Source organism: Tianweitania populi, from assembly GCF_014652875.1.
Taxonomy (GTDB): domain Bacteria; phylum Pseudomonadota; class Alphaproteobacteria; order Rhizobiales; family Rhizobiaceae; genus Tianweitania; species Tianweitania populi.
This window is the reverse complement of sequence record NZ_BMZQ01000002.1, coordinates 442,366-464,171: the sequence shown is the minus strand read 5'-3', so window position 1 is coordinate 464,171 and position 21,806 is coordinate 442,366. Positions and strand designations below refer to the sequence as shown.

The window sequence follows — 21,806 nt, the reverse complement described above, 5'->3', positions numbered from 1 at the left end:
ACAAGCGAGCCTACTTCTCCCCAGCCAACTTCTCCCCAGCCAACCCCTTCAACCGATACAGCGCCTCAAGTGCCTCCCTTGGGCTGAGATCGTCCGGGTTGATCGCCCCCATCGCCTCACGCAGCGCGTCTACGGCAGCCGGTTTCGGCGGCTCGCGTAGGGCCGCGCTGAACAGGGGTAGGTCGTCCACCAGCTTCGTCGCTTTGCCCGAGGTGGCGCCGGCTTCGAGCTGGGCGAGCACGGCGCGGGCGCGCTCCACGACCGACTTCGGCAGGCCGGCGAGGCGCGCGACCTGGACGCCGTAGGAGCGGTCGGCCGCGCCCTTGCCGACTTCATGCAAAAACACGACCTCGCCGTCCCATTCCTTCACGCGCATGGTGACGTTGGCGAGGCGCGGCAGCTTTTGGGCAAGCGCGGTCATCTCGTGGAAGTGGGTGGCGAACAAAGCGCGGCAGCGGTTTTTCTCGTGCAGATATTCCACCGCCGCCCAGGCGATCGACAGGCCGTCGAAGGTGGCGGTGCCGCGCCCGATCTCGTCCAGGATCACCAGCGCGCGAGAACCGGCCTGGTTGAGGATGGCGGCGGTCTCCACCATTTCCACCATGAAGGTGGAGCGGCCGCGTGCCAGATCGTCGGACGCGCCGACACGGGAAAACAGGCGATCAACGACGCCAATGCGCGCCGAGCGGGCCGGCACGAAAGCGCCCATCTGGGCCATCAGCGTAATCAGGGCGTTCTGACGCAGGAAGGTCGATTTACCGCCCATGTTAGGGCCGGTCAGAAGCCAGATCTTGCCGGCTTGCCCGGATTTTTCCGGCGACAGATCGCAATCGTTCATCACGAAGGCCGGCGCGTTCTGACGTCGTAGCGCCTGTTCCACCACCGGATGGCGGCCGCCCTCGATGCAGAAGTCGAGGCTGTCATCGACATGCGGGCGGTTGTAGCTTTCAGACGCCGCCAGCGCCGCGAGGGCCGCCGAAACATCCAGAACCGCCAGCGCACTTGCAGCCTGTCGGATAGCTTCGGCGTGTTCCACCACCAGTGCCACCAGCGCGTCGAACAGGCCGAGTTCGATCGTCAGCGCGCGGTCGGCGGCGTTGGCGATCTTCGTTTCCAGACCGGCGAGTTCGGTCGTGGTGAAGCGCATGGCGTTGGCCATGGTCTGGCGGTGAATGAAGCGCGCCTTGGCTTCCGGCGTGTTGGTCAGCGCGTCCGAGTTCCCGGCGCTGACTTCGATATAATAGCCCAGCACATTGTTGTGCCGGATTTTGAGCGCGCGAATGCCGGTTTCTTCGCACAGGTCGCGCTCCATAGCGGCGATCACTTGGCGGGACTCGGTGGCAAGCGCACGCATTTCGTCGAGCTCGGCGTGATGGGTCTTGCTGATGAAACCACCGTCGCGCTTGAGCAGCGGCAGGCTGTCGTCGAGCGCAGCCGCCAGACTGTCGGCGACAATCGACGGCAAGGCTTGCAGCCCATGCACCGCCGCTTGCAGCTCAGCCGGCAGCGTGGCTTGGTTCATCAGGTCGGCAATCGCTTGTGCTGCCTTGAGGCCGGAGCCGATGGCGCCGAGATCACGCGGCCCGCCGCGATGCAGCGCCAGCCGGGTCAGCGCGCGCATGAGATCCGGCACGTCGCGCAGGGCCAGCCGCAGCGTTTCCGCTAACCGCCCTTCGGCGCAGAAGAAGGATACGGAATCGAGCCGGGCATTGATCGCGTTGGCATCGGTCAGCGGCGCGGTGAGGCGTTCGGCGAGCAACCGTGCACCGGCGCCCGTCACCGTCCGATCGATCGCCGCGATCAGACTGCCATCGCGGGAGCCCGACTGCGTGCGGGTGAGTTCCAGACTGCCGCGCGTCGCCGGATCGATGAAGACGGCCGCGCCCCCATCCTCACGGCAAGGTCGCGCCAAAGGCGGTCGCTCGGCCTTCTGCGTCTTCTCCACATAGGCGATGGCACCGGCGATGGCTGACAGGGCAGGGCGCGAGAAGGAGCCGAACCCATCCAGCGTCGCGACATCATAATAACGGGTGATGCGCCCTTCGGCAGCCGCCCCGTCGAACTGGCTGGCCGGTTGCGGATTGGCGACGCGGCCCAGCACATCGAACACCGGCTTCAGCTCGGGGTCGTAAAATACCGGCTCTGGCACGATCAACTCGCGCGGCTCGATGCGCAGGATGTCGGCCAATAAGCGATCTCCTGTCGTATCCATGACGGTGAAGGCACCGGTGCTGATGTCGATCCAGGCCAGCGCAAACGGCGCGTCGGCGCCCTTGGCGCGGCCGAGCGCCATCAGGTAGCTCGCTTCACCCGGTGCGAGCAGCTTTTCTTCCGTAATCGTGCCGGGCGTGACGAGCCGCACGACATCGCGAGCCACAACCGACTTCGAACCGCGCTTCTTGGCCTCCGCCGGATCCTCGATCTGGTCGCACACGGCCACGCGGTGGCCGCGCCCGATCAGCTTGGAAAGGTAATCGTCGGCGGCATGCATGGGCACGCCGCACATCGGAATGTCTTCGCCCAGATGCTTGCCGCGTTTGGTGAGCGCGATGCCGAGCACGCCCGCCGCAATCACCGCATCGTTGAAGAACAGCTCGTAAAAATCGCCCATGCGGTAAAACAGCAGCGAATCCGGGTTCGCGGCCTTGATGGCATGGTACTGCTCCATCATCGGCGTCGCCGCCGGCTGGATGCTGGTCTTGTCGATCGGTATCTGCGCGTTCAAAGCGGGCCTCGGCGGAAGGTGAGGTAGTTTTCGGCCTTTACGAGGGGGATTGGGAGTCTTAATCCCGAACGCTCCACAAGAAGAGAAAAGAGAGAGGGAACGAGTATGGCACCGAAGGATCGCAACGAGCCGACCGGCCCCTCCGTCAGCCCGCAGGAAGCGCTTGATTTTCATGCGCAAGGCCGGCCCGGCAAGCTGGAGATCAACCCCACCAAGCCGATGGCGACGCAGCGCGACCTGTCGCTGGCTTATTCGCCGGGCGTCGCGGTGCCGGTGAAGGCGATTGCCGAGGATCCGTCCAAGGCCTTCGACTACACCACCAAGGGCAACATGGTGGCCGTGATCTCCAACGGTACGGCAATTCTCGGCCTCGGCAATCTCGGCGCGCTGGCCTCCAAGCCGGTGATGGAAGGCAAGTCGGTGCTGTTCAAGCGCTTCGCCGATGTGGATTCAATCGACCTCGAAGTCGACACGGAAGACGCCGACGCCTTCATCAATGCCGTGCGCTATCTCGGGCCTTCTTTCGGCGGCATCAATCTCGAAGACATCAAGGCACCGGAATGCTTCATCATCGAGCAGAAACTGCGCGAGCTGATGGACATCCCCGTCTTCCATGACGACCAGCACGGCACGGCGATCATCGCCACCGCCGGCCTGATCAACGCGCTGGCCATCACCGGCCGCGACATGAAGTCGGCCAAGCTCGTCTGCAACGGCGCGGGTGCTGCCGGCATCGCCTGTATTGAACTGGTGAAGTCGCTCGGCTTCACGCCCGAAAACGTCATCCTGTGCGACACCAAGGGCGTGGTTTATCAGGGCCGCACGGAAGGCATGAACCAGTGGAAGTCGGCCCATGCGGTGCCGACCGACAAGAGGACGCTGGCGGAAGCGCTGGATGGTGCCGACATCTTCTTCGGCCTGTCCGCCAAGGGCGCGCTGACGCCGGCCATGGTTCAGTCCATGGCCAAGAACCCGATCATCTTCGCCATGGCCAATCCCGATCCGGAAATCACGCCGGAGGAAGTGGCGGAGATCCGCACCGACGCGATCATGGCGACCGGCCGTTCGGATTACCCGAACCAGGTCAACAACGTGCTGGGCTTCCCCTACATCTTCCGTGGCGCGCTGGATGTACGGGCAACCACGATCAACGACGAAATGAAGGTGGCCGCCGCGCAGGCGCTGGCCGATCTCGCGCGGGAAGACGTGCCGGACGAAGTTGCTGCCGCCTATCAGGGCTCGCGCCCGCGCTTCGGCCCGAACTACATCATCCCCGTGCCGTTCGATCCGCGTCTGATCTCCGCCATTCCGGTGGCGGTCGCCAAGGCTGCGATGGACTCCGGCGTTGCGGGCAAGCCGCTTGCCGATCTCGAACGCTACCGCCAACAATTGTCGGCCCGCCGCGATCCGATCGCTTCCACCTTGCAGCGCATCGTCGACAGTGTTCGCCGCAAGCCCAAGCGCGTCGTGTTTGCCGAAGGCGAGGAAGAGCAGGTCATGCGCGCCGCCGTGTCCTATGTGAACCAGGAACTCGGCACCGCCATCCTGATCGGTCGCGATGACGTGATCCGTGAAAACGCCGCACAAGCCGGCGTCGATCTCGACAAGCCCGGCATCGAGGTCATCAACGCACGCCTGTCCCGCCGTAACGGCTTTTACGCCGACTACCTCTATGAGCGCCTGCAACGCCGCGGCTTCCTGCTGCGCGATTGCCAGCGCCTCATCAACAATGACCGCAACTATTTCGGCGCGACCATGGTGGCGCTGGGTGATGCGGATGCCATGGTGACGGGTGTGACGCGCAACTATTCCACCGTGCTGGAAGATGTGCGCAACGTCATCGACGCCCGCCCGGGCCACCGCGTCATTGGCGCCTCGATCGTGCTGTCGCGCGGGCGTACGGTCATCGTGGCCGATACGGCGGTGCACGACATGCCCAATGCCGTGGAGATCGCCGACATCGCGGAAGAAACTGCCGGCTTTGCGCGCCGCATGGGCTATGAGCCGCGCGTCGCGCTGCTGGCTTACTCAACCTTCGGCCACCCGCAGGGCGAGCGCTCCGAGCGCATCCAGGAAGCGGTCAAGATCCTCGACAAGCGCCGCGTTGATTTCGAATATGATGGCGAGATGGCGGCCGATGTCGCGCTCAACCCCAAGGCGATGGCGCAATATCCCTTCTGCCGCCTTTCGGGCCCGGCCAACGTGCTGGTCATGCCGGCCTTCCATTCCGCCTCGATCGCCACCAAGATGCTGCAGGAACTCGGCGGCTCCACGGTGATCGGCCCGCTGCTTGTGGGCTTGAACAAGCCGGTGCAGATCGTGCCGCTGAATGCCAGGGATAGCGACCTCGTCAACATGGCGGCCATTGCGGCTTACAACGCGATCTCCTGATCGCGCATCTCAGAGGCAGCGTTGGCGAACCCATCGCCAGCGCTGGCCTCCGCTCTATATCGGCTGCTCAATGGGCAAGTGCTGCTCGGAACAGGATAAAGCCAGGCAATGCTGATTGCGCAAACGGTGCTGGCCGTTCTTCTTGTGGCGATCACCGTCATGCCGTTTCTGCCGATCGCGCATGGCATCGTGCGCATCGGCGATTTTCCCCGCCAGCAGATCCTCGTTGTAGCCCTGGCCTGTTTGTTTGTGTCGCTTGCATCCGGCGGTGCATTGTTCGATCAGCCGATCTTCCCGCTCACCTTTGCCGCAGTTGCTCTGTTCCAGGCCTGGTTCATCGCTGAGTTCACCCGGCTTTGGCGCAAGGAATCGAAGCACTTCGATCCGGCCGTTGACCACGGCGAACGCTTCCGCCTCGTCGCATCCAACGTAAAGATGTCGAACCGGGATTATGCAGGGCATATCCGCATCATCGACCAGTCCGACCCCGACATCCTTGTCCTGATGGAAGTCGACAAAGCCTGGATGGATGGGCTGGCGCCGGTGCTTGATCGCTACCCCTATCGCGTCGACCAGTCGCAAGAAAATTCCTACGGCATGGCGATGGTGTCCAAGGTCCGGCTGGACGACGTGTCCGTGCAGGATCTTCTGACCGAAGGCGTGCCATCGATTTTTGCCACCGTGGTGCTGGATGAAAGCCTGCGCTTCCGCCTTTATTCGATCCACCCCGAGCCGCCGGTGCCGCATCGGGGCACGGAAGGTCGCGACGGCGAAACGGCGCTGATATCACTGGCCGCCCGTAAGGAAAGCGGTCCACTGATCGTCACGGGCGATCTCAACGATGTCGCTTGGTCAAAGACCACCCGTCGCTTCCGCCGCATCAGCCGGCTGCTCGATCCCCGCATTGGGCGGCGCATGGTCAACAGTTTCGATGCACGCTACTGGTTCATGCGCTGGCCGCTCGACCATTTGTTCCATTCCGCGCATTTCCGGCTGGTCGACATGCAGCGGCTGGAAGCCGGCGGGTCCGATCATTTCCCAGTTCAGTTCGATCTCGTTCTTTGCCCAGACCGCGATGCGGTCAGCCGTCCCGACGAAGCTGATGCGGGTGATCTGAACCGCGCGCGCGATCTCGTTCGGCAGGCGGATGAGCGCGACGAAGAGCCGATTGGCGTAGGGTGGGAGAAGTGAAGCCGATGCTTGGATCCTGGCAGCTATGGGCCTTGCTGTCGGCGGTGTTTGCCGCGCTGACTGCGATCTTCGGCAAGATCGGCGTGGAAGGCGTCAATTCCGATCTCGCGACGCTGATCCGTACAGTCGTGATTCTGGCCATTGCGGCTGCCATCGTTGCCGCGACGGGGGCGTGGCAGCCGGTATCTTCCATTTCCAACCGGACCTGGCTCTTTCTGGCTTTGTCGGGTGCTGCAACGGGCCTCTCCTGGCTCTGTTACTTCAGAGCCCTGCAGATTGGGGATGCTGCGCGCGTGGCGCCGATCGATAAGCTCAGCGTCGTTCTGGTAGCCGTTTTCGCCGTGATCTTTCTGCGTGAAAGACTATCGGGCGTGAACTGGCTCGGCGTTATCCTGATCGGCACAGGGGCGGTGCTGGTGGCGATCCGCGCCTGATCCAAGCGTCAGGAAGCGCCGCCGTAATAGGTGATGTAGCGTTCCGAAATCGCGCTGATCGGCAGAACCACGAATACATCCGTCGTTCCGAAATCGTGATCGACCACGCAGCCCTCGCCGAACTTGGCGCCTAGCCGCAGATAGCCCTTCACGAGAGGAGGCATGGCGGTCAGCGCTGCCTTGGCATTGATCGCTTCCGCAGGCATCAGGTCCATTGGTGCGAAGCGCTTGGCCACCGCACGCACCGCCCATTCGTCCTGCCCAGTGCAGTTATGCGCGAGGAAGGACAGCGCTTCGGCATGGGCCGCGGGGATCGTGCCGTGGAACGACGCACAGCCGGCCATCACGTCGATGCCGTGATGCTTCACGTAAGCCCAGATCGCCTGCCACAGGAGTTCGATCGTGCGCTTGGACCGATAAGCCGGCAAAACGCAGGAGCGGCCGAGCTCGAGGAAGTTGAGGCCGGGATGGCGGGCAACGAGCTTGTCGAACTCGAACTCGTCCGCAGAATAGAAGCCGCCCGTCGCATCCGCCGTTTCCTGGCGCAGCAGCCGATAGCAGCCGACGATCTGTTTTGCGCTGGGACCTGGGAGCGCCGTGTCGAACACCAGGAGATGATCGCAGATGCTGTCGAAGCGGTCGGCATCGCGCTGATCCAGCCGATGGGCCTCCTGCCGTGTCGCACCGAGTTCCTCGTAGAACACGCTGAAACGGAGCTTCTGCGCGGCTTCGATCTCCGCCTCGCTTGTCGCCAGCCGCGCTTCCAACGAGCCGATCTTGCCTAGGGGCAGCAGGGTTGCAGATGGCGTGACTGCAAGCGGCAAGCCAGTTGTCAAACGGCTGGCGTCGAACTCGAACGACACGTGATTCATGGCTGATTCCCCGTGGACCCATCGATCGGATACGCGGCTAATATCACATGACGGTGACATGAAAGCGACTGCCTGATGTCAGCCGCTGTATCCGGCGTCGAAATGAGCCGGCTGTGTTACGCTTCCACGGCGTTCAGCAAGGTGGCGGGGTCGAGCGGCTTGGCGACGAACCCGGTTGCGCCATGAGCCAGGACATGGTGGCGGGTTTTTTCCTGCCCGTCGGCCGAAAGCACGATAATCGGCACCGGCTGTGTGCCCTTTTCTTCTTCATGCTTGCGGATCATGGCGATGGCATCCAACCCGTCCATCACCGGCATATGCAGGTCCATCAGAACGATGTCCGGCGCCTGTCCTTCACCCGCCTGCGTCACGGCATCCACCGCCGCACGGCCATTGCCAACGACCTTCACCCGGTGTCCCGCCTTGGCCAGCGCAGAGCGAGCCAGCAGCGCGTTGATCTCGTTGTCCTCGGCAATCAGGATCGAGCGGCTGCGGTTGGCAGACGGCTGCGGCAAGCGCGGGGACGCTTTGGGCTGATCAGGCGCTGCTGTCACGGCGAGGGCTGCAAGAAGAACGCGCAACAGCGTTTCCGTGCGAACCGGCCGCGCAAGGAAATGCGCATAACCCTGCTCATGCAGCCGAGCCAGCCGCCCGCGATTGTCCGGCGCAATCAGGGTGATGGCCGGAACGTTGGTGAGGCCGGCAGCGCGAAGAGCGGCCAAACAGCTGCCGTCGCCATCCTCCAAACGGGCATCGATCAGGATCACATTGCAGTCCCGGCACAGAGCTGCCTGTTCGACTGTGTCCGCGATCGTGACGCGGCCGCCATGATCCCGGATCGTTGTCGCCAGCGCTTCCACCTCGATGCCGAGATCAGACAGGATCACAGCACGGCATCCAGCCAATGCCGTCGCTTTGCCAGGCGGTTCGCTCTGCGCATCGAGCGGCAGCGTCACGCAAAAGATCGCGCCTTCGCCGGGAGCGGCCTCGACGCCGATCGTGCCCTGCATGGCTTCCACGATGCGTTTTGAGATGGCAAGGCCGAGCCCTGCACCGCCATAGCGCCGCGTCGTGGTGCCGTCGCCTTGTTCGAACTCGCCGAAAATACGGGCCGCATCGCTTTGCGCCAGGCCGGGGCCGGTATCGCGCACGCCGAAGCGGATGGCCGGCCAGTCGCCATCGTCGGTGACGGACACATCCACCAGAACGCCGCCGGTTTCAGTAAACTTCACCGCATTGCCGATCAGGTTGATCAGCACCTGCCGCAGCCGTCCCGGATCCGTGGAAATCAGCGTCGGCACATCGGGTGCCACCCGCACGCCGAGGCCGATGTTCTTCGAGTAAGCGCGCGCGGCCAGCAGTTCCACGACATTCTCGCTCAACTCGCGCGGCGAGACTTTCTGCAGCTCGATCTCGAAACGTCCGGCCTCGATCTTGGAATAATCGAGCAGGTCTTCGATCAGCGTCAGCAGATGCTCGCCGGAGGTCGAAACCGCGCCGACATAGGTCTGCTGTTCCGGCGAAAGATTGGTGTCGGCAAGCAGCTTGGCCATGCCGATAATGCCATTCATGGGCGTGCGAATTTCGTGGCTGACGGTCGCCAGGAAGCGCGACTTCGCCTTGTTGGCGTCCTCAGCCCGTTCACGCGCGGCGATGGCTTCCGTCTCGGCCCGCTTGCGGCCGGTGATGTCGCGGGCGATCGCGCGATGCGAAACGGTACCGCTGGAGGGATCGCGCATGGAGTGCTCGATCCAGGAGAACCAGCGAACGCCATTTGGCGTCTGGATCGCCACATCGGTGGAGCTCAAACATTCGCCTTCCACAAAGGCGGCATCCGGCACCAAGCTGATATCGACGCCAAGATCGGTCAAGTGCTGACCGGCAAGGGAGAGCGGATCGCGGTCCAGAAGAAGGCCGAGCCCATCATTGGCGTAAAGAATACGGCCATCGCCGTCGCGATGCACAACCAGGTCGCCCAACGCATCGAGCAGGCTGCGCAAGCGCTCTTCGCTTTCCTGCAGGGCCCACATCTTGCCCGAAAGCGACTCGATTTCCCATTGGCGGCGGTTGAGCGCAGCCGCGCCCTTCTGCATCTCGCGGCGGTGCGAGGTCAGCGCATAGGCAAACACTGCCAGCTTGACCACGAACAGAATGCCAAGTGCTGCAGGGATGAAGAGTGGTGCACCACTGAGGTAAGCGACACCGCCAAGCGCTAGCGTGGCAAGCATCAGACCGAACCAAAGCCATGGCAGCCAAGTCGGCAGGGACCATGATCTGGCGTGGCTCTGCCGATGCACGAAGGCGGCAGTGCGGGCGGGGCTCACAGGTCCGTTTTGGACCTGCGCCTGTCGAATTGGTTTGGTTTTGAGCACGGCCACCATGCAAGCAGTTTAGCAGCCGCCTGTTGAGGAAGCTTTCGGCAGTTTCATCGGATTTTACCGGAAACGCCGAACGCGCCGTTTGCTGCCTGCGACCTTTCAGCCGCCCTGTTCAGGAGCCGTTTTTTGCGGCACCACGATCGCGCCGCCAGTCCAGCACTTCTTGCAAGACCACCAAACCAGCGCCCACCGTAATGAAGGCGTCGGCCAGGTTGAACACGGCGAACGACCAGGCCGGCGTGTGGAACAGGAAATAATCGATGACATAGCCGAGCGTGACGCGGTCGATCAGATTGCCGATCGCCCCGCCGATGATAAGCGCAAAGCCGAGACGTGCGGCGACCTGATGTGGTGCCGTGCGCCAGGAGAGATACAGCACCAGCGCCACCACGCCCAGCGTCAGCGCCACCAATGCCGGTGCGCCGAGCGTCGAGAACATGGAAAAGGCGATGCCGGTATTATGAGTGCGAAACAGCGCGAAGAAGGGCAGGAGGTCGATCTGCTGGTACATCACCATATCGATCTCGACCCATTCCTTGACCACTTGGTCGAACAGAACGGCGAAAGCGGCGATCAGGCAGTAGATCAGGAAGGAACGCAGGTTCACGCGGCGGGCACTCCGTCGAGAATGAGCGCGGAACGGCGCACTTCGTAAAGCATGATGCCGGTGGCAACCGCCAGATTCAGCGAGTCGGCGCGCCCGGCCTGGGGAATGCGCAACAGCACATCGCAGCGCTCGGCGAGCGGCTCCGGCAAGCCCTGACTTTCATTGCCCATTAGAAGAACGACCGGTTTGTCGGCAAATCTGACGCTGCGATAATCCACGGCACCCTTCAGATGCGTGCCGGCAACGAGGCCCTTGAACTCCTTGCGCCAAGCGAGAAAGGCGTCCGGCGTGGCTTTCACCAGCGGCACGGCAAAGATCGAGCCCATCGTGGCGCGCACGGTTTCCAGCGCGAATGGATCCACGCAGTCTCCGACCAGCAGCACACCCTTGGCACCGACAGCATCAGCCGTGCGGATCACCGTACCGAGATTGCCGGGGTCGCGAATGCGGTCGAGCGCCACCCAGACATCGGAGCCGGACAGGCGAACGTCGCGCAAAGCGGTGAGCTTCTGCTCGAACACGCCGAGCACGGTCTGCGGATTGTCCTTGCGGGTCACCGACGTCAGCACCTTTTCGCTGACTTCCAGCACCAGCGCGCCAGCCGCCACCGAGCGCGCCGCCACCTTCTCGACCAGCGGATTGCCCAGAGCAGACTTGGCGAAGACCAGCGTTTTGATGGTCCAGCCAAGATCGAGCGCGTCGATGACGAGCTTCAGCCCCTCCGCCAGGAACGCGTTCTGCTGGTCCCGGAATTTCTTCAGCGCCAGCGACTTGATGTCCTTGATGACGGGATTGGCGAGGCTGGTGACTTCCTTCACCTGGCCCGGCGCGCCCGTCCGTGGCACTCCCGCGTAACCACTCATTGCGCCACCCAGCGTGAAAATAGCGAGGTCGACAGCGCGCGGCCAGCCGATTGTTCGCGGATGATCAACTCGCCGGATTCCACGCGCCCGCCCATGCCGGCGAAAGCATCGCGCATCAGCGCATGGATCGCGAAGAAGGACGCCCGGATCGAATAGGCTGTGAGCACGACGGTGAGCGGCTGTGGCGTCAGGATCGCTCGACAGAGTGCGGTCAGCCGAGGCAGGTCCTCGAACAGCTGCCACACCTCGCCCTTTGGCCCGCGCCCATAGGCCGGCGGATCGAACAGCACGATGTCATAGCGGCTGCCGCGACGCTCTTCACGTTCAGCAAACTTCATCGCATCCTCGCAGATCCAGCGGATCGGCTTGTCCGACAAACCAGCCATCTCCTGATTCTCGCGCGCCCAGCCGATCGCTTTCTTGGAGGCATCGACATGGGTGACTTCCGCACCCGCACGCGCGGCCACCAGCGAGGCGAGGCCGGTGTAGCCGAATAGGTTGAGCACCTTCACGGGCCGCTTGGCCTCGCGGATCAGCCTTTCCATATGCGACCAATGCGGTCCCTGTTCGGGAAACACGCCGACATGGCGAAAAGAGGTGAAGCGCCCGAGGTAGGGAATGCCGTCATGCGCCATCGGCCAGGTTTCGCCGAGCGGATCTCCAGGAAAACGCCAGCGTCCCAGACCTTCCTCGTCCGTGTCGCCGGTGAAGATCGCGTCGACATCCGTCCACTCGCGTTCGGATAGCGCGCGGCTCCAGATCGCCTGACCTTCCGGCCGCACGATGCGATAAGGGCCGTATTGCTCCAGCTTTTCGCCGTCGCCGCTGTCTATCAGCGCGTAATCTTTGCTCGGCGCGACTTCCAGGATCAGCGGCAGAGTTTCGGCGGGCAGGGGACCGGTTGGCTTCGGCAGGGGTGCCGATTGTTCCGGCGGCGTCGGCCGTGGATCGCTCGGCGCCAAACGCGGCTCGCGCGTCGGATTGACGCCGCCGATCAGCGGGTTCGAGTGTGTGTCGCGAGCAGGGCCGCCGGTGGCGAAACGAGCCGCTTTCTTGGGGTCGCGGTTCTTGCCGCGCGGGGGCTTCACGTCGATCGAACTCCAGCAGTCGCCCGCTTGTGACATAGCGCACGGGGTGTCGCAACGCTCCCCTACGTCACAGTTGCGGCAGGAAGAGCGGGCTCAAGCCTGCGAGCGATAAACAGCGATCGCCGCTGCAAGGTCTTCGAGCGCCGCACCCACCGACTTGAACAGCGTGATTTCGTCCGCACTTTGCCGGCCTTGCGTTGCGCCCCGCGTCAGGTCGAACAGGTCGCCGACAATGGCATCTTCGCTCAGCGCACCGGATTGCAGCGCCTGCACGATATCGCCTGCTTCCTTCGTCGCGCCGGCTTTCGTGTCGACATAAACACGCGCTCGGACAATCGCCTCGTCATCGCTTTCGCGCATCGCAGGCGTGAAGGCGCCGACCAGATCGACATGCGTGCCGGGCTTCAGCAAAGCGCCCTTCACCAGTGGAATGGTGGACAAGGTCGCGCAGGAAATCACGTCGGCCTGCGCCTGCGCCGCATCGAGATCCTCTGCGACCTCAGCCTCAAACCCATCCGCCTGCAACTGTTCGACGACCTTCGCCGCATTGGCTGCGGTGCGGTTCCAGACGAGGACACGTTCCAGCGGCCGTACTGCGCGATGCGCTTTTGCAAGATGCACGGACAAGGCACCGGCACCCACGATCAGATGCGTCTTCGCATCCTCACGTGCGAGATAGCTCGCCGCTAAGGCCGACGCACAGGCCGTTCGCCACACCGTGATCTTCTGTCCGTCAATCAGCGCCTGCGGTTCGCCGGTTGCCGCATCGAGCAGCAGATAGTTGCCCATCACGGCCGGCTTGTTGATCGCGTTGTTGTCAGGCGAAACCGTCACGATCTTGATGCCGATATGACCGTTCTCAGAGGTGCCGGCCGCCTTCAGGTCGCTCCACGCCGGCATCAGAAGCAGCGTGGCGTCGGCACCGTCCGGGCGCTCCACCGTATGGTGATGGCGAACCGGTTGCACGGCGCCGTCATGGAAGGCGGTGCGCAGAACCTCGATCAAACCCTCATAAGACAGCGCGCGGTCAACCGCTTCGGGTCCGATGATGAGCATGTCTGAATTCCTGAATGGTAATTTAAGTGCGGGCGAGAGCTGTGCCTGTCGCGGGCCCCGATACCGGCGCGGCCGGCACTTCATTAGCACGGTTGGCCACGACGCGCAGATTGTCGACTTCGAGCCCGCGCTGGCGCGCCAGCTTGCGATAGCGATGCTGCGCCAGCCAGGTCGCGAAGCTGCCGATCAGCGCGCCGATGATCAGCATCAGGAATAGGTAGATGAAGAACGGCATCTGGATCGTCAGTGCGGGATTGCCGGGGTTGAACGGATCCATGGTGAAGGGCACCAACGCCCGATTGGCCACCGCGAGCGCAATCAGCACCACCGCAATCGGCACCACGATCACGACCAGGAAGAAGCGGTTCAGCATGCGGTTTGGTCCCTGCGGTTTAAAAGGTGCGGTGGCTTAGGGTCAAAAACCTAGCCGTCACTTCTCAACATTCAAGCGTTCGCGCAATTCCTTGCCGGTCTTGAAGAAGGGGATCCACTTTTCCTCGACCTCGACAGACTCGCCCGTGCGCGGATTGCGGCCGGTGCGCGCGGGCCGGTTCTTCACCGAAAAGGCGCCGAAGCCGCGCAGCTCGACGCGGTTGCCGGAAGCAAGCGCATCGGTGATCTCATCGAAGATCGCGCTGACGATGTTTTCCACATCGCGCAGGAACAGATGCGGGTTCTTGTTGGCAATGATCTGAACGAGCTCGGACTTAATCATCGGAACGGAACTCTGCAGCTAAAGTGTCAGGAAGTATAAGGGGATGAGGAGCTGGCTGAGCAAGGTTTCAGCGGGCTGGCGACGTGTCAGCAGGGTGCCAGAGCGAAAGCAGACCGTCAAGAAAGAGGTGCTCGCCGCCGACTTCGCCAAGCAGCACACGCACCGTTTCGCTCAGGCTTTCGCGACCGGTCAAACCCGCGCGTGAACTGAAAAGCGAGAACCAGCCGTCCTCTTCCTTCTTCTTCCATTCCACGACGCGCAAATCCGCGTCGACGCCCTTGGTGCCGAGCCAGGCAACGGCCTCGCGCTCGCCGCCGAGCTCGTCGATCAGCTTGTTCGTCAGCGCCTGCCGGCCGGTGAAGATCGAGCCGTCCGCCAGCCGCAGCACCTCGTCACGCGGCATGCCGCGACGTTCGGTTACGAGATCCACGAACCAGTCATAGCTGTCCAGGATCATGCGCCGCATCATGGCGCGCTCTTCGTCGGTGGTCGGGTTGAACGGGCTCGGCTCTGCCTTTAGCGGCGAGGACTTCACCTCTTCCAGCTTGATGCCGAGCTTGTCCATCAGCCCGGTCACATCCGGAAACTGCACGAGCACACCGATCGACCCGACAATGGAAGATTGCCGCGCCACGATATGGTCGGATGCGCTGGCGATCATGTAGCCGGCGGAAGCCGCCAGCGTGCCGACCTGCGCCACAACAGGCTTCTTCTCCGCCAGCCGACGAATTTCCTCGTAGATCGCCTCGCCGCCGGCGGTGGTGCCGCCGGGAGAATCGATGTTGAGGATCACGCCTTTGACAGCATCGGCCTTGCGAATGTCGTCCAGCCGCTCGAGCAACTCGTCGTCTTCGGTAATCGTGCCTTCGATCTTCACCTTGGCGATGTGGCTGATCGGCCCGCTCGTGAACTCACCGTCGGCCGACAGGAACCGCGCGCCGGCGATGACCACGCCAGCCAGGATCAGGATCGTCGCGATGCGCCAGAAGCTCAGCTTGCGCCGCAGCCTGCGGCGGTCGATCAGGTCGTCGGCTCGGCTGGCCATGGATCCCTCGGCACGTGCGGATTGTTTTCGCTTCTCTAAAGCAAGATCGGCCTATTGGAAACGCTTTGGCTGACCGATTGCCAACGGCCTGACGGCTGCATCGGTAGGAAAGTTACTAGGCCTTTCTTCTGCAACGGAGATGCCTTAGTTTTCACGTAATACATATTGATATATTGCGTGATCTTGAGTGATCGGTCGGGTCCGACTTCTGCATCCTGCCACGGATGCCTGGCGGTTTCGACCGGGCGATACTATCTCAGCGTTTTCATTCGCGTGCCCGCGCCTCGATCGGAGGTGAGACACGCGGCCAAGGCAAGGATCCGTGGGGCATGAGCAATACCGCCATGGTTGATCAGACCCAGGCGCCCCAGAACATGGCGGCTTCCAACATGCAGACGGCGGCAAGCCAGCATCCGACGGCTAGCCTGCATCCGACTGAGCGTGTTGATGCGCAGTTCGCCAGTGCTGCCCGCCATTCCAACCGTGTGCGCCTTTTGAAGATTGCGCTGCCGCTGGCCGCCCTCGTGCTGGCCGGAGCTTTTGCGGCCTATTCCTTCTTTTCCTCGCCGGTGGCGATCGGCTTCGACCTGTCGAGCACGGCGATCCGCGACGGCAAGCTGGTGATGGCGGCACCCAAGCTCGAAGGCTACACCACCGACAATCTGCCCTATGCCATGACCGCCGCACGCGCCGTGCAAGATGCAACCAACACCAATGTGATCGAGCTCGAGGATATCGATGCCACCGTGCCGATGACGGATGGCACGTTGGCCAAGATCGATGCGCGCAAGGCAACCTATGATCGCATCAGCAACACGATCAAGCTCAACGATCCCATGACGCTGTCGACCGATGACGGCAAGTCTGCTACTTTCCAGTCGGCCAATATCGACATGGGCAAGGGCACGCTCGTGACCGAACAGCCGGTCGCGCTGCGCATCAAGGGCGCGTCGATCGATGCGGGCAAAATGTCGATTGCCGAGAACGGGAAAGTGATCGTCTTCGACAATCGTGTGCAGATGAATCTTGACCCGGGGCGATTGAATGCGGAAAGAGCAGGAAGTGCGGGGACCCAACCAAATGAATAGCCTGCTTGTTCGTTTCTCGATCGCGGCGCTGGCCCTCGTGGCAGCGGCCGGAACCGGTTTTGCGCAAGAGTCGCAAAGCCGTATGACCAGCCTCAACCTGTCCAATGATCAGCCCATCCAGATCGAAAGCGACAAGCTGGAGGTCCGGGACAATGATCGTCAGGCAATCTTCACCGGCAATGTCAGCGTCGTGCAGGGCCAGACCCTGATGAAGGCCGGCAAGATGACGGTTTATTACGTCGGCCAGGCCATGGCGCGCGACGGCAAGAAAGAAGAAAAGCCGGCCGAAGCGAAGCCCGCCGCAGGCGCGACGCCGGGTTCGGCCGACATCGAGCGCATCGAAGTCGACGGCAAGGTTTACGTGAAGTCGGAAAGCCAGGTCGCCACCGGCGATCGCGCTACCTTCGACATGAAGTCGGAAGTTCTGACCCTGACCGGCAAGGAAGTGGTTCTGACCGAAGGCGAGAACGTCATCGTCGGCTGCAAGCTCAATGTGCAGATGAAGACCGGCCAGGCGCAGCTGGACGGTTGCGGCGGTAGCCAAAGCGGCGGTCGCGTCAAGATGCTGCTGCAGCCCGGCTCGCAAAACCGCTAGGCGCTGATTGTCGATGGCTTCCAGACAGGGTTCGGCCACCAGCGGCCGGCCAGCTTCCTCTTCCGCGCCGGTTGAACGGGATGCCCTCAAGGGCACCCTGATCGCGCGCGGGCTTACCAAGAGCTACAAGGGCCGCACCGTCGTCAACGGCGTGTCGATCGGCGTGCGCGCTGGCGAGGCCGTGGGCCTGCTCGGACCCAACGGCGCCGGCAAAACGACCTGTTTCTACATGGTCACCGGTCTCGTTCCGGTGGATCGCGGCACGATCGAGATCGATGGCTTCGATGTCACGGCCATGCCGATGTATCGTCGCGCGCGTCTCGGCATTGGTTATCTGCCGCAGGAAGCCTCGATTTTCCGTGGCCTCAATGTCGAGAGCAACATCCGCGCCGTGCTCGAAATGATAGAGCCGAGCCGCAAGCAGCGCGAATACGATCTCGATGCGCTGTTGGAAGAATTCCACATCACCCATCTGCGCAAGGCGCCGTCCATCGCGCTGTCGGGTGGTGAACGCCGGCGCCTGGAAATTGCGCGTGCCTTGGCGACGCGGCCGAACTTCATGCTGCTTGACGAGCCCTTTGCCGGCATCGATCCGATTGCGGTCGCCGACATCCAGCAGCTCGTGCGCCATCTCACCGCGCGTGGCATCGGCGTGCTCATCACCGATCACAATGTCCGCGAAACGCTTGGTCTCATTGATCGTGCCTACATCATCCATGCCGGCGAAGTGCTGACGCACGGCCATCCGCAAGACATCGTCGCCAACGCCGATGTGCGCCGCCTTTATCTCGGCGAGAGTTTTACGCTCTAGCCTCCAACCTCGCCGCTTGATCGTGCGACGTCGTCCAAGTCGCACGATACAATTTCGGCCGGTTGGCTTGACAAGCAAGAGCTGGGCCAGTTCAGTTCACCGCGTGTCTTTGAGCACGCGCTGAGCTGGAGGAAATGCGCGGATGGGTTTGGCTGCCAGGCTTCAGCTCCGTCAGTCGCAATCGCTTGTGATGACGCCGCAGCTGATGCAGTCGATCCGGCTGCTGCAGTTGACCCATATCGAGCTCGATCGCTTCATCGATGATGAAATCGAGCGCAATCCGCTGCTTGAACGCGCGCCAAGCGAGGAGGGGGGCAGCAGGCCAGAGCCCTACGAAGCCGACGTCCCGCCTCCGCCGGCGAGCGACGATCCAGCCACCTGGTCGGCGGAGACAATCGCCGACCAGCTCGACACCTCGCTGGAAAACGTCTTTCCCGACGATCCCGGCCGCGTCGAACATGTCGATCCGACATTATCCGCGCAATGGAAGTCAGCGTCAGGCACCGCGAGCGGCGGCTCAGGAGAGGGCGTTGATCTCGACGGCATGGCCGCAACAGGCACCACGCTGCGTGACCATGTGGCCGGTCAGATCGCATTCGCCTTCAAGTCCGCCACCGATACCGCTCTTGCCCATGAACTCGCCGATACGCTGGACGAGAATGGCTATCTCGGCCTGCCGCTCGGCGAACTCGCCGAAAGCCTCGGCGTCACGCCGCGTCGCCTGGAAGCAGTTCTCAAGATCTGCCAGACCTTCGAGCCCGCGGGTATCTTCGCTAGAGACCTGCGCGAGTGCCTGGCGCTGCAGCTGCGTACCAAGAACCGCTTCGATCCCGCCATGCAGGCGCTGATCGCCCACCTCGATCTTCTCGCCCGCCGCGATTTCGAAACGCTGCGCCGGCTCTGTGGCGTAGATGATGCCGATCTTCTGGACATGATGGCCGAGATTCGCGCACTTGATCCGCGTCCGGGCCTCGCTTTCTCCGGCGGCACATCGGAAATCGTCGTGCCGGATGTCCTGGTAAAGCCTGCCAGCGACGGCAGCTGGGCCATCGAGCTCAACCCGGATGTCCTCCCGCGCGTCCTGGTCGATCAGTCCTACTATGCGGAAGTGTCCCGCCATGCGCGCTCGCCGGCTGACCGCACCTTTCTCACCGAATGCCTGCAAAGCGCCAACTGGCTGACCCGCAGCCTCGACCAGCGGGCGAAAACGATCCTGAAGGTTTCCACCGAGATCGTGCGCCAGCAGGACGCCTTTCTGATCAACGGCATCCGCCACCTCAAACCGCTTAACCTGCGTAATGTGGCCGACGCCATCGGCATGCATGAGTCGACGGTGAGCCGCGTCACCTCTAACAAATACATGCTGACGCCGCGCGGCGTGTTCGAACTGCGTTTTTTCTTCACCGCCGCGCTTCAATCGGCGGAGGGCGGAGACGCCCATTCGTCAGAAGCCGTGCGCGACCGCATCCGCCAGTTGATCGAGGAAGAAACGGCATCCGAGGTTCTTTCGGACGATTCGATCGTCGAACTTCTGCGCAAGACCGGCGTCGATATCGCCCGCCGCACGGTCGCAAAATACCGTGAAGGCATGAACATCCCGTCCTCCGTGCAACGGCGGCGCGAGAAGCGCGCGCAGAGCCGTTCAGCGGCAGAATAGGCATATCAGCTGAATTGAAAATACTGTGAGCACCTGCTGCGCTGCAACATGGAACCTTGGCATTCCCTGTGCCTTGATTGACAATGAAACGGTGAGTCACTAGAAGCCGCCCCGCATGAGGCGGGTGCCTTTGGGCTGTTTCATGCCTCGGGATCGGTTGAGCCCGAGCGTGAACTAGGCCTACCCGGCGAAGAAGCGGCCGGCGGCTCCTGTGGACACGGTGGCGAAGCGTTTCGCATACGTGAGTGAAATCGGGAAGAAAGGTCTGCTTCACATGAGTTTGCGCATTTCCGGCAAGAATATGGACATCGGCGAGGCCCTGCGCGGCCGCATCGAAACCCGTATCGGCGAAGCGATCGAGAAGTATTTCGACGGCGGCTTTTCCGGCCACGTCGTGGTGGAAAAGGCAGGATCGCGCTTCAACGCCGATTGCATGATCCATCTCGACAGCGGTGCCGACTTGCAGGCGAGCGGCCAGGCGCAGGATGCGATCCCGGCTTTCGAAGCTGCAGCTGATCGCATCGAGAAGCGTCTGCGCCGTTATAACCGTAAGCTGAAGTCGCGCAGCCCGCAGAATGGCGCGGATATCCTTCCGGCCGAAGCCATCTCCTACACGGTGATGGAAGGTTTCTCGGACGAGCACGACGAGGAAATCGCGGAAGACTATGCACCGGCGATCGTGGCGGAATCGACTGTTTCGCTGCGCACCATGTCGGTGGCGGATGCGACGGTTGCGCTTGACTTCACCGACAGCCCTGTTGTGGTGTTCCGCAACGCCGGCAACAGCCAGGTCAATGTCGTGTATCGTCGTCCGGACGGCAATATTGGCTGGGTCGACACGGGCTCGGCAGCCAAGCGCTGATCGGAAGTATCAGAGGCCGGCACGTGAGCGCAAAGCCTGCGTGCCGGTTCAATTGAAGGACCGCGTTTGAATGGACTTGAGCGATCTGATCGAGGTTTCGGCAGTGCTGCCGGCCTTGAAGGCCAATTCCAAGAAGCAGCTGCTACAGCTTCTGGCGGAAAAGGCCGCATCGGTAACGGGACTGCCGGAACGCGCGATCTTCGAAACGATTCTGCAGCGTGAGCGCCTGGGATCCACCGGTGTCGGCAACGGCATTGCGATCCCCCACGGCAAGCTAGCAGGCGTCGAGCGCATCACCGGCGTGTTTGCGCGCCTGGAGCAGCCTGTCGAATTCGAGGCGCTTGACGACCAACCGGTCGATCTCGTCTTCCTGCTGCTGGCACCCGAAGGCGCCGGCGCCGATCACCTGAAGGCCCTGTCGCGAATTGCCCGCGTGCTGCGCGAAGGTGAGACCGTGCGCAAGATCCGCGGCACCAAGGATGCGGCTGCGATCCACACCTTCCTGGCGCAGTCGCCGACCTCCAACGCGGCCTGATCAAAACTTCATCAGACACGAAAAAGGCGGCTGAGTGGCCGCCTTTTGTTTGAACAGGATAACCCGCTTAGTGGATGCTGACCGGCGTCAGGTCGTGCTGCATAGCGCTGGCCAGTGCGCTCGACTTCTCGTCCGTCAGCATGATCGGCTGGCCGTTGGCCGCAAACAGTGCCCAAAGGCGCAGACCGGAGTCTATTTCCGGCAAGCCCGGAAACTTCGTCTTCAAATCATCGCTGTCGATTTCGCGCATATAGGCCACGACGCCTTCGCCGAGATGGGCGAACTGCGTTTCGGTCAAGGAGATCTTGTTTTCAACTTCAGTCATATCAGCCTCCTGTCTGCGGGCCGTTGTGGTCAAACCAACCCGTCAACGAGCTATCGGTTCCAGAACACCGGGTCCGGTGCTTCACTCTGTCACCGCAATGTTAATCTTGCGTACAAGCCGCTCCGGTTCAGGGCGGTCAAGGTCGATGGCGAGCAATCCGTTCTTGAGTGCTGCACCGGTCACCCGCATCCCATCGGCCAGCACGAACATGCGCTGGAACTGGCGGGCGGCGATACCTCGATGCAGGAACTCCCGATCACCCTCGTCGACCTGCTTGCCTCGGACGGTCAGCTGGTTTTCCTCGATCGAGATATCGAGGTCGCTTTCGGCGAAACCGGCCACCGCCAGCGTGATCCGCAAGCGCTCCAGGCAGCCATCTGAGCCGCCGAGACGTTCGATGTTATAGGGCGGATAGCCGTCGCCATTCTTGGCGATACGTTCCAGCGTCTTTTCCATCGCGTCGAAGCCGAGCAGCAACGGGCTCGAAAACGGCGTCATGCGCGACATCGGTGTCCTCCTGGAGAGCGACGATTAAAGGAGAAACCCGGATGGCATTTCTCCCGATGCC

Annotated in this window: 21 protein-coding genes; 9 read left to right on the top strand and 12 right to left on the bottom strand. The window is 62.5% G+C overall.

The window, feature by feature from the left end; translation table 11 throughout:
• Window positions 1–10: 10 nt before the first annotated feature.
• The gene (mutS, locus tag IE166_RS11545; RefSeq protein ID WP_189505876.1) at window positions 11–2,671 is read right to left on the bottom strand and encodes a DNA mismatch repair protein MutS; all 2,661 of its coding nucleotides are present in this window, start codon (window positions 2,669–2,671) and stop codon (window positions 11–13) included.
• 159 nt (window positions 2,672–2,830) lie between these two features.
• Here mutS and IE166_RS11540 point away from each other — a divergent pair, with 159 nt between their 5' ends.
• From IE166_RS11540 to IE166_RS11530, 3 genes are all read left to right on the top strand, one after another.
• Window positions 2,831–5,116, top strand: a complete 2,286-nt coding sequence (locus tag IE166_RS11540) for an NADP-dependent malic enzyme (protein ID WP_189503979.1) — start codon at window positions 2,831–2,833, stop codon at window positions 5,114–5,116.
• A gap of 108 nt (window positions 5,117–5,224) precedes the next feature.
• On the top strand, window positions 5,225–6,307 hold the full coding sequence (locus IE166_RS11535) for an endonuclease/exonuclease/phosphatase family protein (RefSeq protein ID WP_189503976.1): 1,083 nt from the start codon (window positions 5,225–5,227) through the stop codon (window positions 6,305–6,307).
• A gap of 5 nt (window positions 6,308–6,312) precedes the next feature.
• Window positions 6,313–6,741, top strand: coding sequence for an EamA family transporter (locus tag IE166_RS11530; RefSeq protein WP_385965882.1), 429 nt, complete (start codon window positions 6,313–6,315; stop codon window positions 6,739–6,741).
• Window positions 6,742–6,749: 8 nt separating this feature from the next.
• Here the strand turns inward: IE166_RS11530 and IE166_RS11525 are convergent, their stop codons facing one another.
• From IE166_RS11525 to sppA, 9 genes are all read right to left on the bottom strand, one after another.
• Entirely contained in the window at window positions 6,750–7,613 is an 864-nt protein-coding gene (locus IE166_RS11525; protein WP_189503973.1) for a GNAT family N-acetyltransferase, read from the bottom strand.
• A 116-nt stretch (window positions 7,614–7,729) separates the two neighbouring features.
• The gene (locus IE166_RS11520) at window positions 7,730–9,841 is read right to left on the bottom strand and encodes a response regulator (RefSeq protein ID WP_244641450.1); all 2,112 of its coding nucleotides are present in this window, start codon (window positions 9,839–9,841) and stop codon (window positions 7,730–7,732) included.
• 262 nt (window positions 9,842–10,103) lie between these two features.
• Entirely contained in the window at window positions 10,104–10,592 is a 489-nt protein-coding gene (lspA, locus tag IE166_RS11515; RefSeq protein WP_189505874.1) for a signal peptidase II, read from the bottom strand.
• 2 nt (window positions 10,593–10,594) lie between these two features.
• Complete coding sequence (locus IE166_RS11510; RefSeq protein ID WP_189503969.1) at window positions 10,595–11,461, bottom strand: TrmH family RNA methyltransferase; 867 nt, start codon at window positions 11,459–11,461, stop codon at window positions 10,595–10,597.
• On the bottom strand, window positions 11,458–12,459 hold the full coding sequence (locus tag IE166_RS11505) for a class I SAM-dependent methyltransferase (protein ID WP_385966171.1): 1,002 nt from the start codon (window positions 12,457–12,459) through the stop codon (window positions 11,458–11,460). The genes IE166_RS11510 and IE166_RS11505 overlap by 4 nt, the downstream gene beginning before the upstream one ends.
• Window positions 12,460–12,642: 183 nt before the next feature.
• Window positions 12,643–13,605, bottom strand: coding sequence for a bifunctional Delta(1)-pyrroline-2-carboxylate/Delta(1)-piperideine-2-carboxylate reductase (lhpI, locus tag IE166_RS11500; protein WP_189503965.1), 963 nt, complete (start codon window positions 13,603–13,605; stop codon window positions 12,643–12,645).
• A gap of 22 nt (window positions 13,606–13,627) precedes the next feature.
• Window positions 13,628–13,978, bottom strand: coding sequence for a LapA family protein (locus IE166_RS11495; protein WP_189503963.1), 351 nt, complete (start codon window positions 13,976–13,978; stop codon window positions 13,628–13,630).
• Window positions 13,979–14,035: 57 nt separating this feature from the next.
• The gene (locus tag IE166_RS11490) at window positions 14,036–14,320 is read right to left on the bottom strand and encodes an integration host factor subunit beta (RefSeq protein ID WP_189503960.1); all 285 of its coding nucleotides are present in this window, start codon (window positions 14,318–14,320) and stop codon (window positions 14,036–14,038) included.
• 67 nt (window positions 14,321–14,387) lie between these two features.
• Window positions 14,388–15,365, bottom strand: a complete 978-nt coding sequence (gene sppA / locus IE166_RS11485; RefSeq protein WP_189503958.1) for a signal peptide peptidase SppA — start codon at window positions 15,363–15,365, stop codon at window positions 14,388–14,390.
• A 329-nt stretch (window positions 15,366–15,694) separates the two neighbouring features.
• Between sppA and lptC the strand changes: the two genes are divergently transcribed.
• The 6 genes from lptC to ptsN all read left to right on the top strand — a co-directional run bounded on the left by lptC (window position 15,695) and on the right by ptsN (window position 20,913).
• Window positions 15,695–16,453, top strand: coding sequence for an LPS export ABC transporter periplasmic protein LptC (gene lptC / locus IE166_RS11480; RefSeq protein ID WP_189503956.1), 759 nt, complete (start codon window positions 15,695–15,697; stop codon window positions 16,451–16,453).
• Window positions 16,446–17,048 (top strand): LptA/OstA family protein, encoded by a 603-nt coding sequence (locus IE166_RS11475; protein ID WP_189503954.1) that lies wholly within the window; start codon window positions 16,446–16,448, stop codon window positions 17,046–17,048. Before lptC ends, IE166_RS11475 begins: the two co-directional genes overlap by 8 nt.
• Before the next feature lie 13 nt (window positions 17,049–17,061).
• Window positions 17,062–17,859: an LPS export ABC transporter ATP-binding protein gene (gene lptB / locus IE166_RS11470; protein WP_189503952.1), complete on the top strand. Its 798-nt coding sequence runs from the start codon at window positions 17,062–17,064 to the stop codon at window positions 17,857–17,859.
• Window positions 17,860–18,001: 142 nt separating this feature from the next.
• Window positions 18,002–19,516 (top strand): RNA polymerase factor sigma-54, encoded by a 1,515-nt coding sequence (rpoN, locus tag IE166_RS11465; protein WP_189503950.1) that lies wholly within the window; start codon window positions 18,002–18,004, stop codon window positions 19,514–19,516.
• A gap of 274 nt (window positions 19,517–19,790) precedes the next feature.
• The gene (gene hpf / locus IE166_RS11460) at window positions 19,791–20,378 is read left to right on the top strand and encodes a ribosome hibernation-promoting factor, HPF/YfiA family (protein ID WP_189503948.1); all 588 of its coding nucleotides are present in this window, start codon (window positions 19,791–19,793) and stop codon (window positions 20,376–20,378) included.
• 70 nt (window positions 20,379–20,448) lie between these two features.
• Entirely contained in the window at window positions 20,449–20,913 is a 465-nt protein-coding gene (gene ptsN, locus IE166_RS11455; RefSeq protein ID WP_189503946.1) for a PTS IIA-like nitrogen regulatory protein PtsN, read from the top strand.
• Between the two features lie 67 nt (window positions 20,914–20,980).
• Here the strand turns inward: ptsN and IE166_RS11450 are convergent, their stop codons facing one another.
• Window positions 20,981–21,238 carry a BQ00720 family protein gene (locus IE166_RS11450; protein WP_189503945.1) on the bottom strand — a complete coding sequence of 86 codons (258 nt, stop codon included), beginning with the start codon at window positions 21,236–21,238 and terminating at the stop codon, window positions 20,981–20,983.
• An 81-nt stretch (window positions 21,239–21,319) separates the two neighbouring features.
• Entirely contained in the window at window positions 21,320–21,745 is a 426-nt protein-coding gene (locus tag IE166_RS11445; RefSeq protein ID WP_189503943.1) for an Hsp20 family protein, read from the bottom strand.
• Between the last annotated feature and the right edge of the window lie 61 nt (window positions 21,746–21,806).

Coding starts and splice junctions, on each gene's coding strand:
- mutS (WP_189505876.1), bottom strand. CDS start 2,671: ATGATGGAGCAGTACCATGCCATCAAGGCCGCGAACCCGGATTCGCTG.
- IE166_RS11540 (WP_189503979.1), top strand. CDS start 2,831: ATGGCACCGAAGGATCGCAACGAGCCGACCGGCCCCTCCGTCAGCCCG.
- IE166_RS11535 (WP_189503976.1), top strand. CDS start 5,225: ATGCTGATTGCGCAAACGGTGCTGGCCGTTCTTCTTGTGGCGATCACC.
- IE166_RS11530 (WP_385965882.1), top strand. CDS start 6,313: ATGCTTGGATCCTGGCAGCTATGGGCCTTGCTGTCGGCGGTGTTTGCC.
- IE166_RS11525 (WP_189503973.1), bottom strand. CDS start 7,613: ATGAATCACGTGTCGTTCGAGTTCGACGCCAGCCGTTTGACAACTGGC.
- IE166_RS11520 (WP_244641450.1), bottom strand. CDS start 9,841: ATGCTTGCCACGCTAGCGCTTGGCGGTGTCGCTTACCTCAGTGGTGCA.
- IE166_RS11510 (WP_189503969.1), bottom strand. CDS start 11,461: ATGAGTGGTTACGCGGGAGTGCCACGGACGGGCGCGCCGGGCCAGGTG.
- lhpI (WP_189503965.1), bottom strand. CDS start 13,605: ATGCTCATCATCGGACCCGAAGCGGTTGACCGCGCGCTGTCTTATGAG.
- IE166_RS11495 (WP_189503963.1), bottom strand. CDS start 13,978: ATGCTGAACCGCTTCTTCCTGGTCGTGATCGTGGTGCCGATTGCGGTG.
- IE166_RS11490 (WP_189503960.1), bottom strand. CDS start 14,320: ATGATTAAGTCCGAGCTCGTTCAGATCATTGCCAACAAGAACCCGCAT.
- sppA (WP_189503958.1), bottom strand. CDS start 15,365: ATGGCCAGCCGAGCCGACGACCTGATCGACCGCCGCAGGCTGCGGCGC.
- lptC (WP_189503956.1), top strand. CDS start 15,695: ATGAGCAATACCGCCATGGTTGATCAGACCCAGGCGCCCCAGAACATG.
- IE166_RS11475 (WP_189503954.1), top strand. CDS start 16,446: ATGAATAGCCTGCTTGTTCGTTTCTCGATCGCGGCGCTGGCCCTCGTG.
- lptB (WP_189503952.1), top strand. CDS start 17,062: ATGGCTTCCAGACAGGGTTCGGCCACCAGCGGCCGGCCAGCTTCCTCT.
- rpoN (WP_189503950.1), top strand. CDS start 18,002: ATGGGTTTGGCTGCCAGGCTTCAGCTCCGTCAGTCGCAATCGCTTGTG.
- hpf (WP_189503948.1), top strand. CDS start 19,791: ATGAGTTTGCGCATTTCCGGCAAGAATATGGACATCGGCGAGGCCCTG.
- ptsN (WP_189503946.1), top strand. CDS start 20,449: ATGGACTTGAGCGATCTGATCGAGGTTTCGGCAGTGCTGCCGGCCTTG.
- IE166_RS11450 (WP_189503945.1), bottom strand. CDS start 21,238: ATGACTGAAGTTGAAAACAAGATCTCCTTGACCGAAACGCAGTTCGCC.
- IE166_RS11445 (WP_189503943.1), bottom strand. CDS start 21,745: ATGTCGCGCATGACGCCGTTTTCGAGCCCGTTGCTGCTCGGCTTCGAC.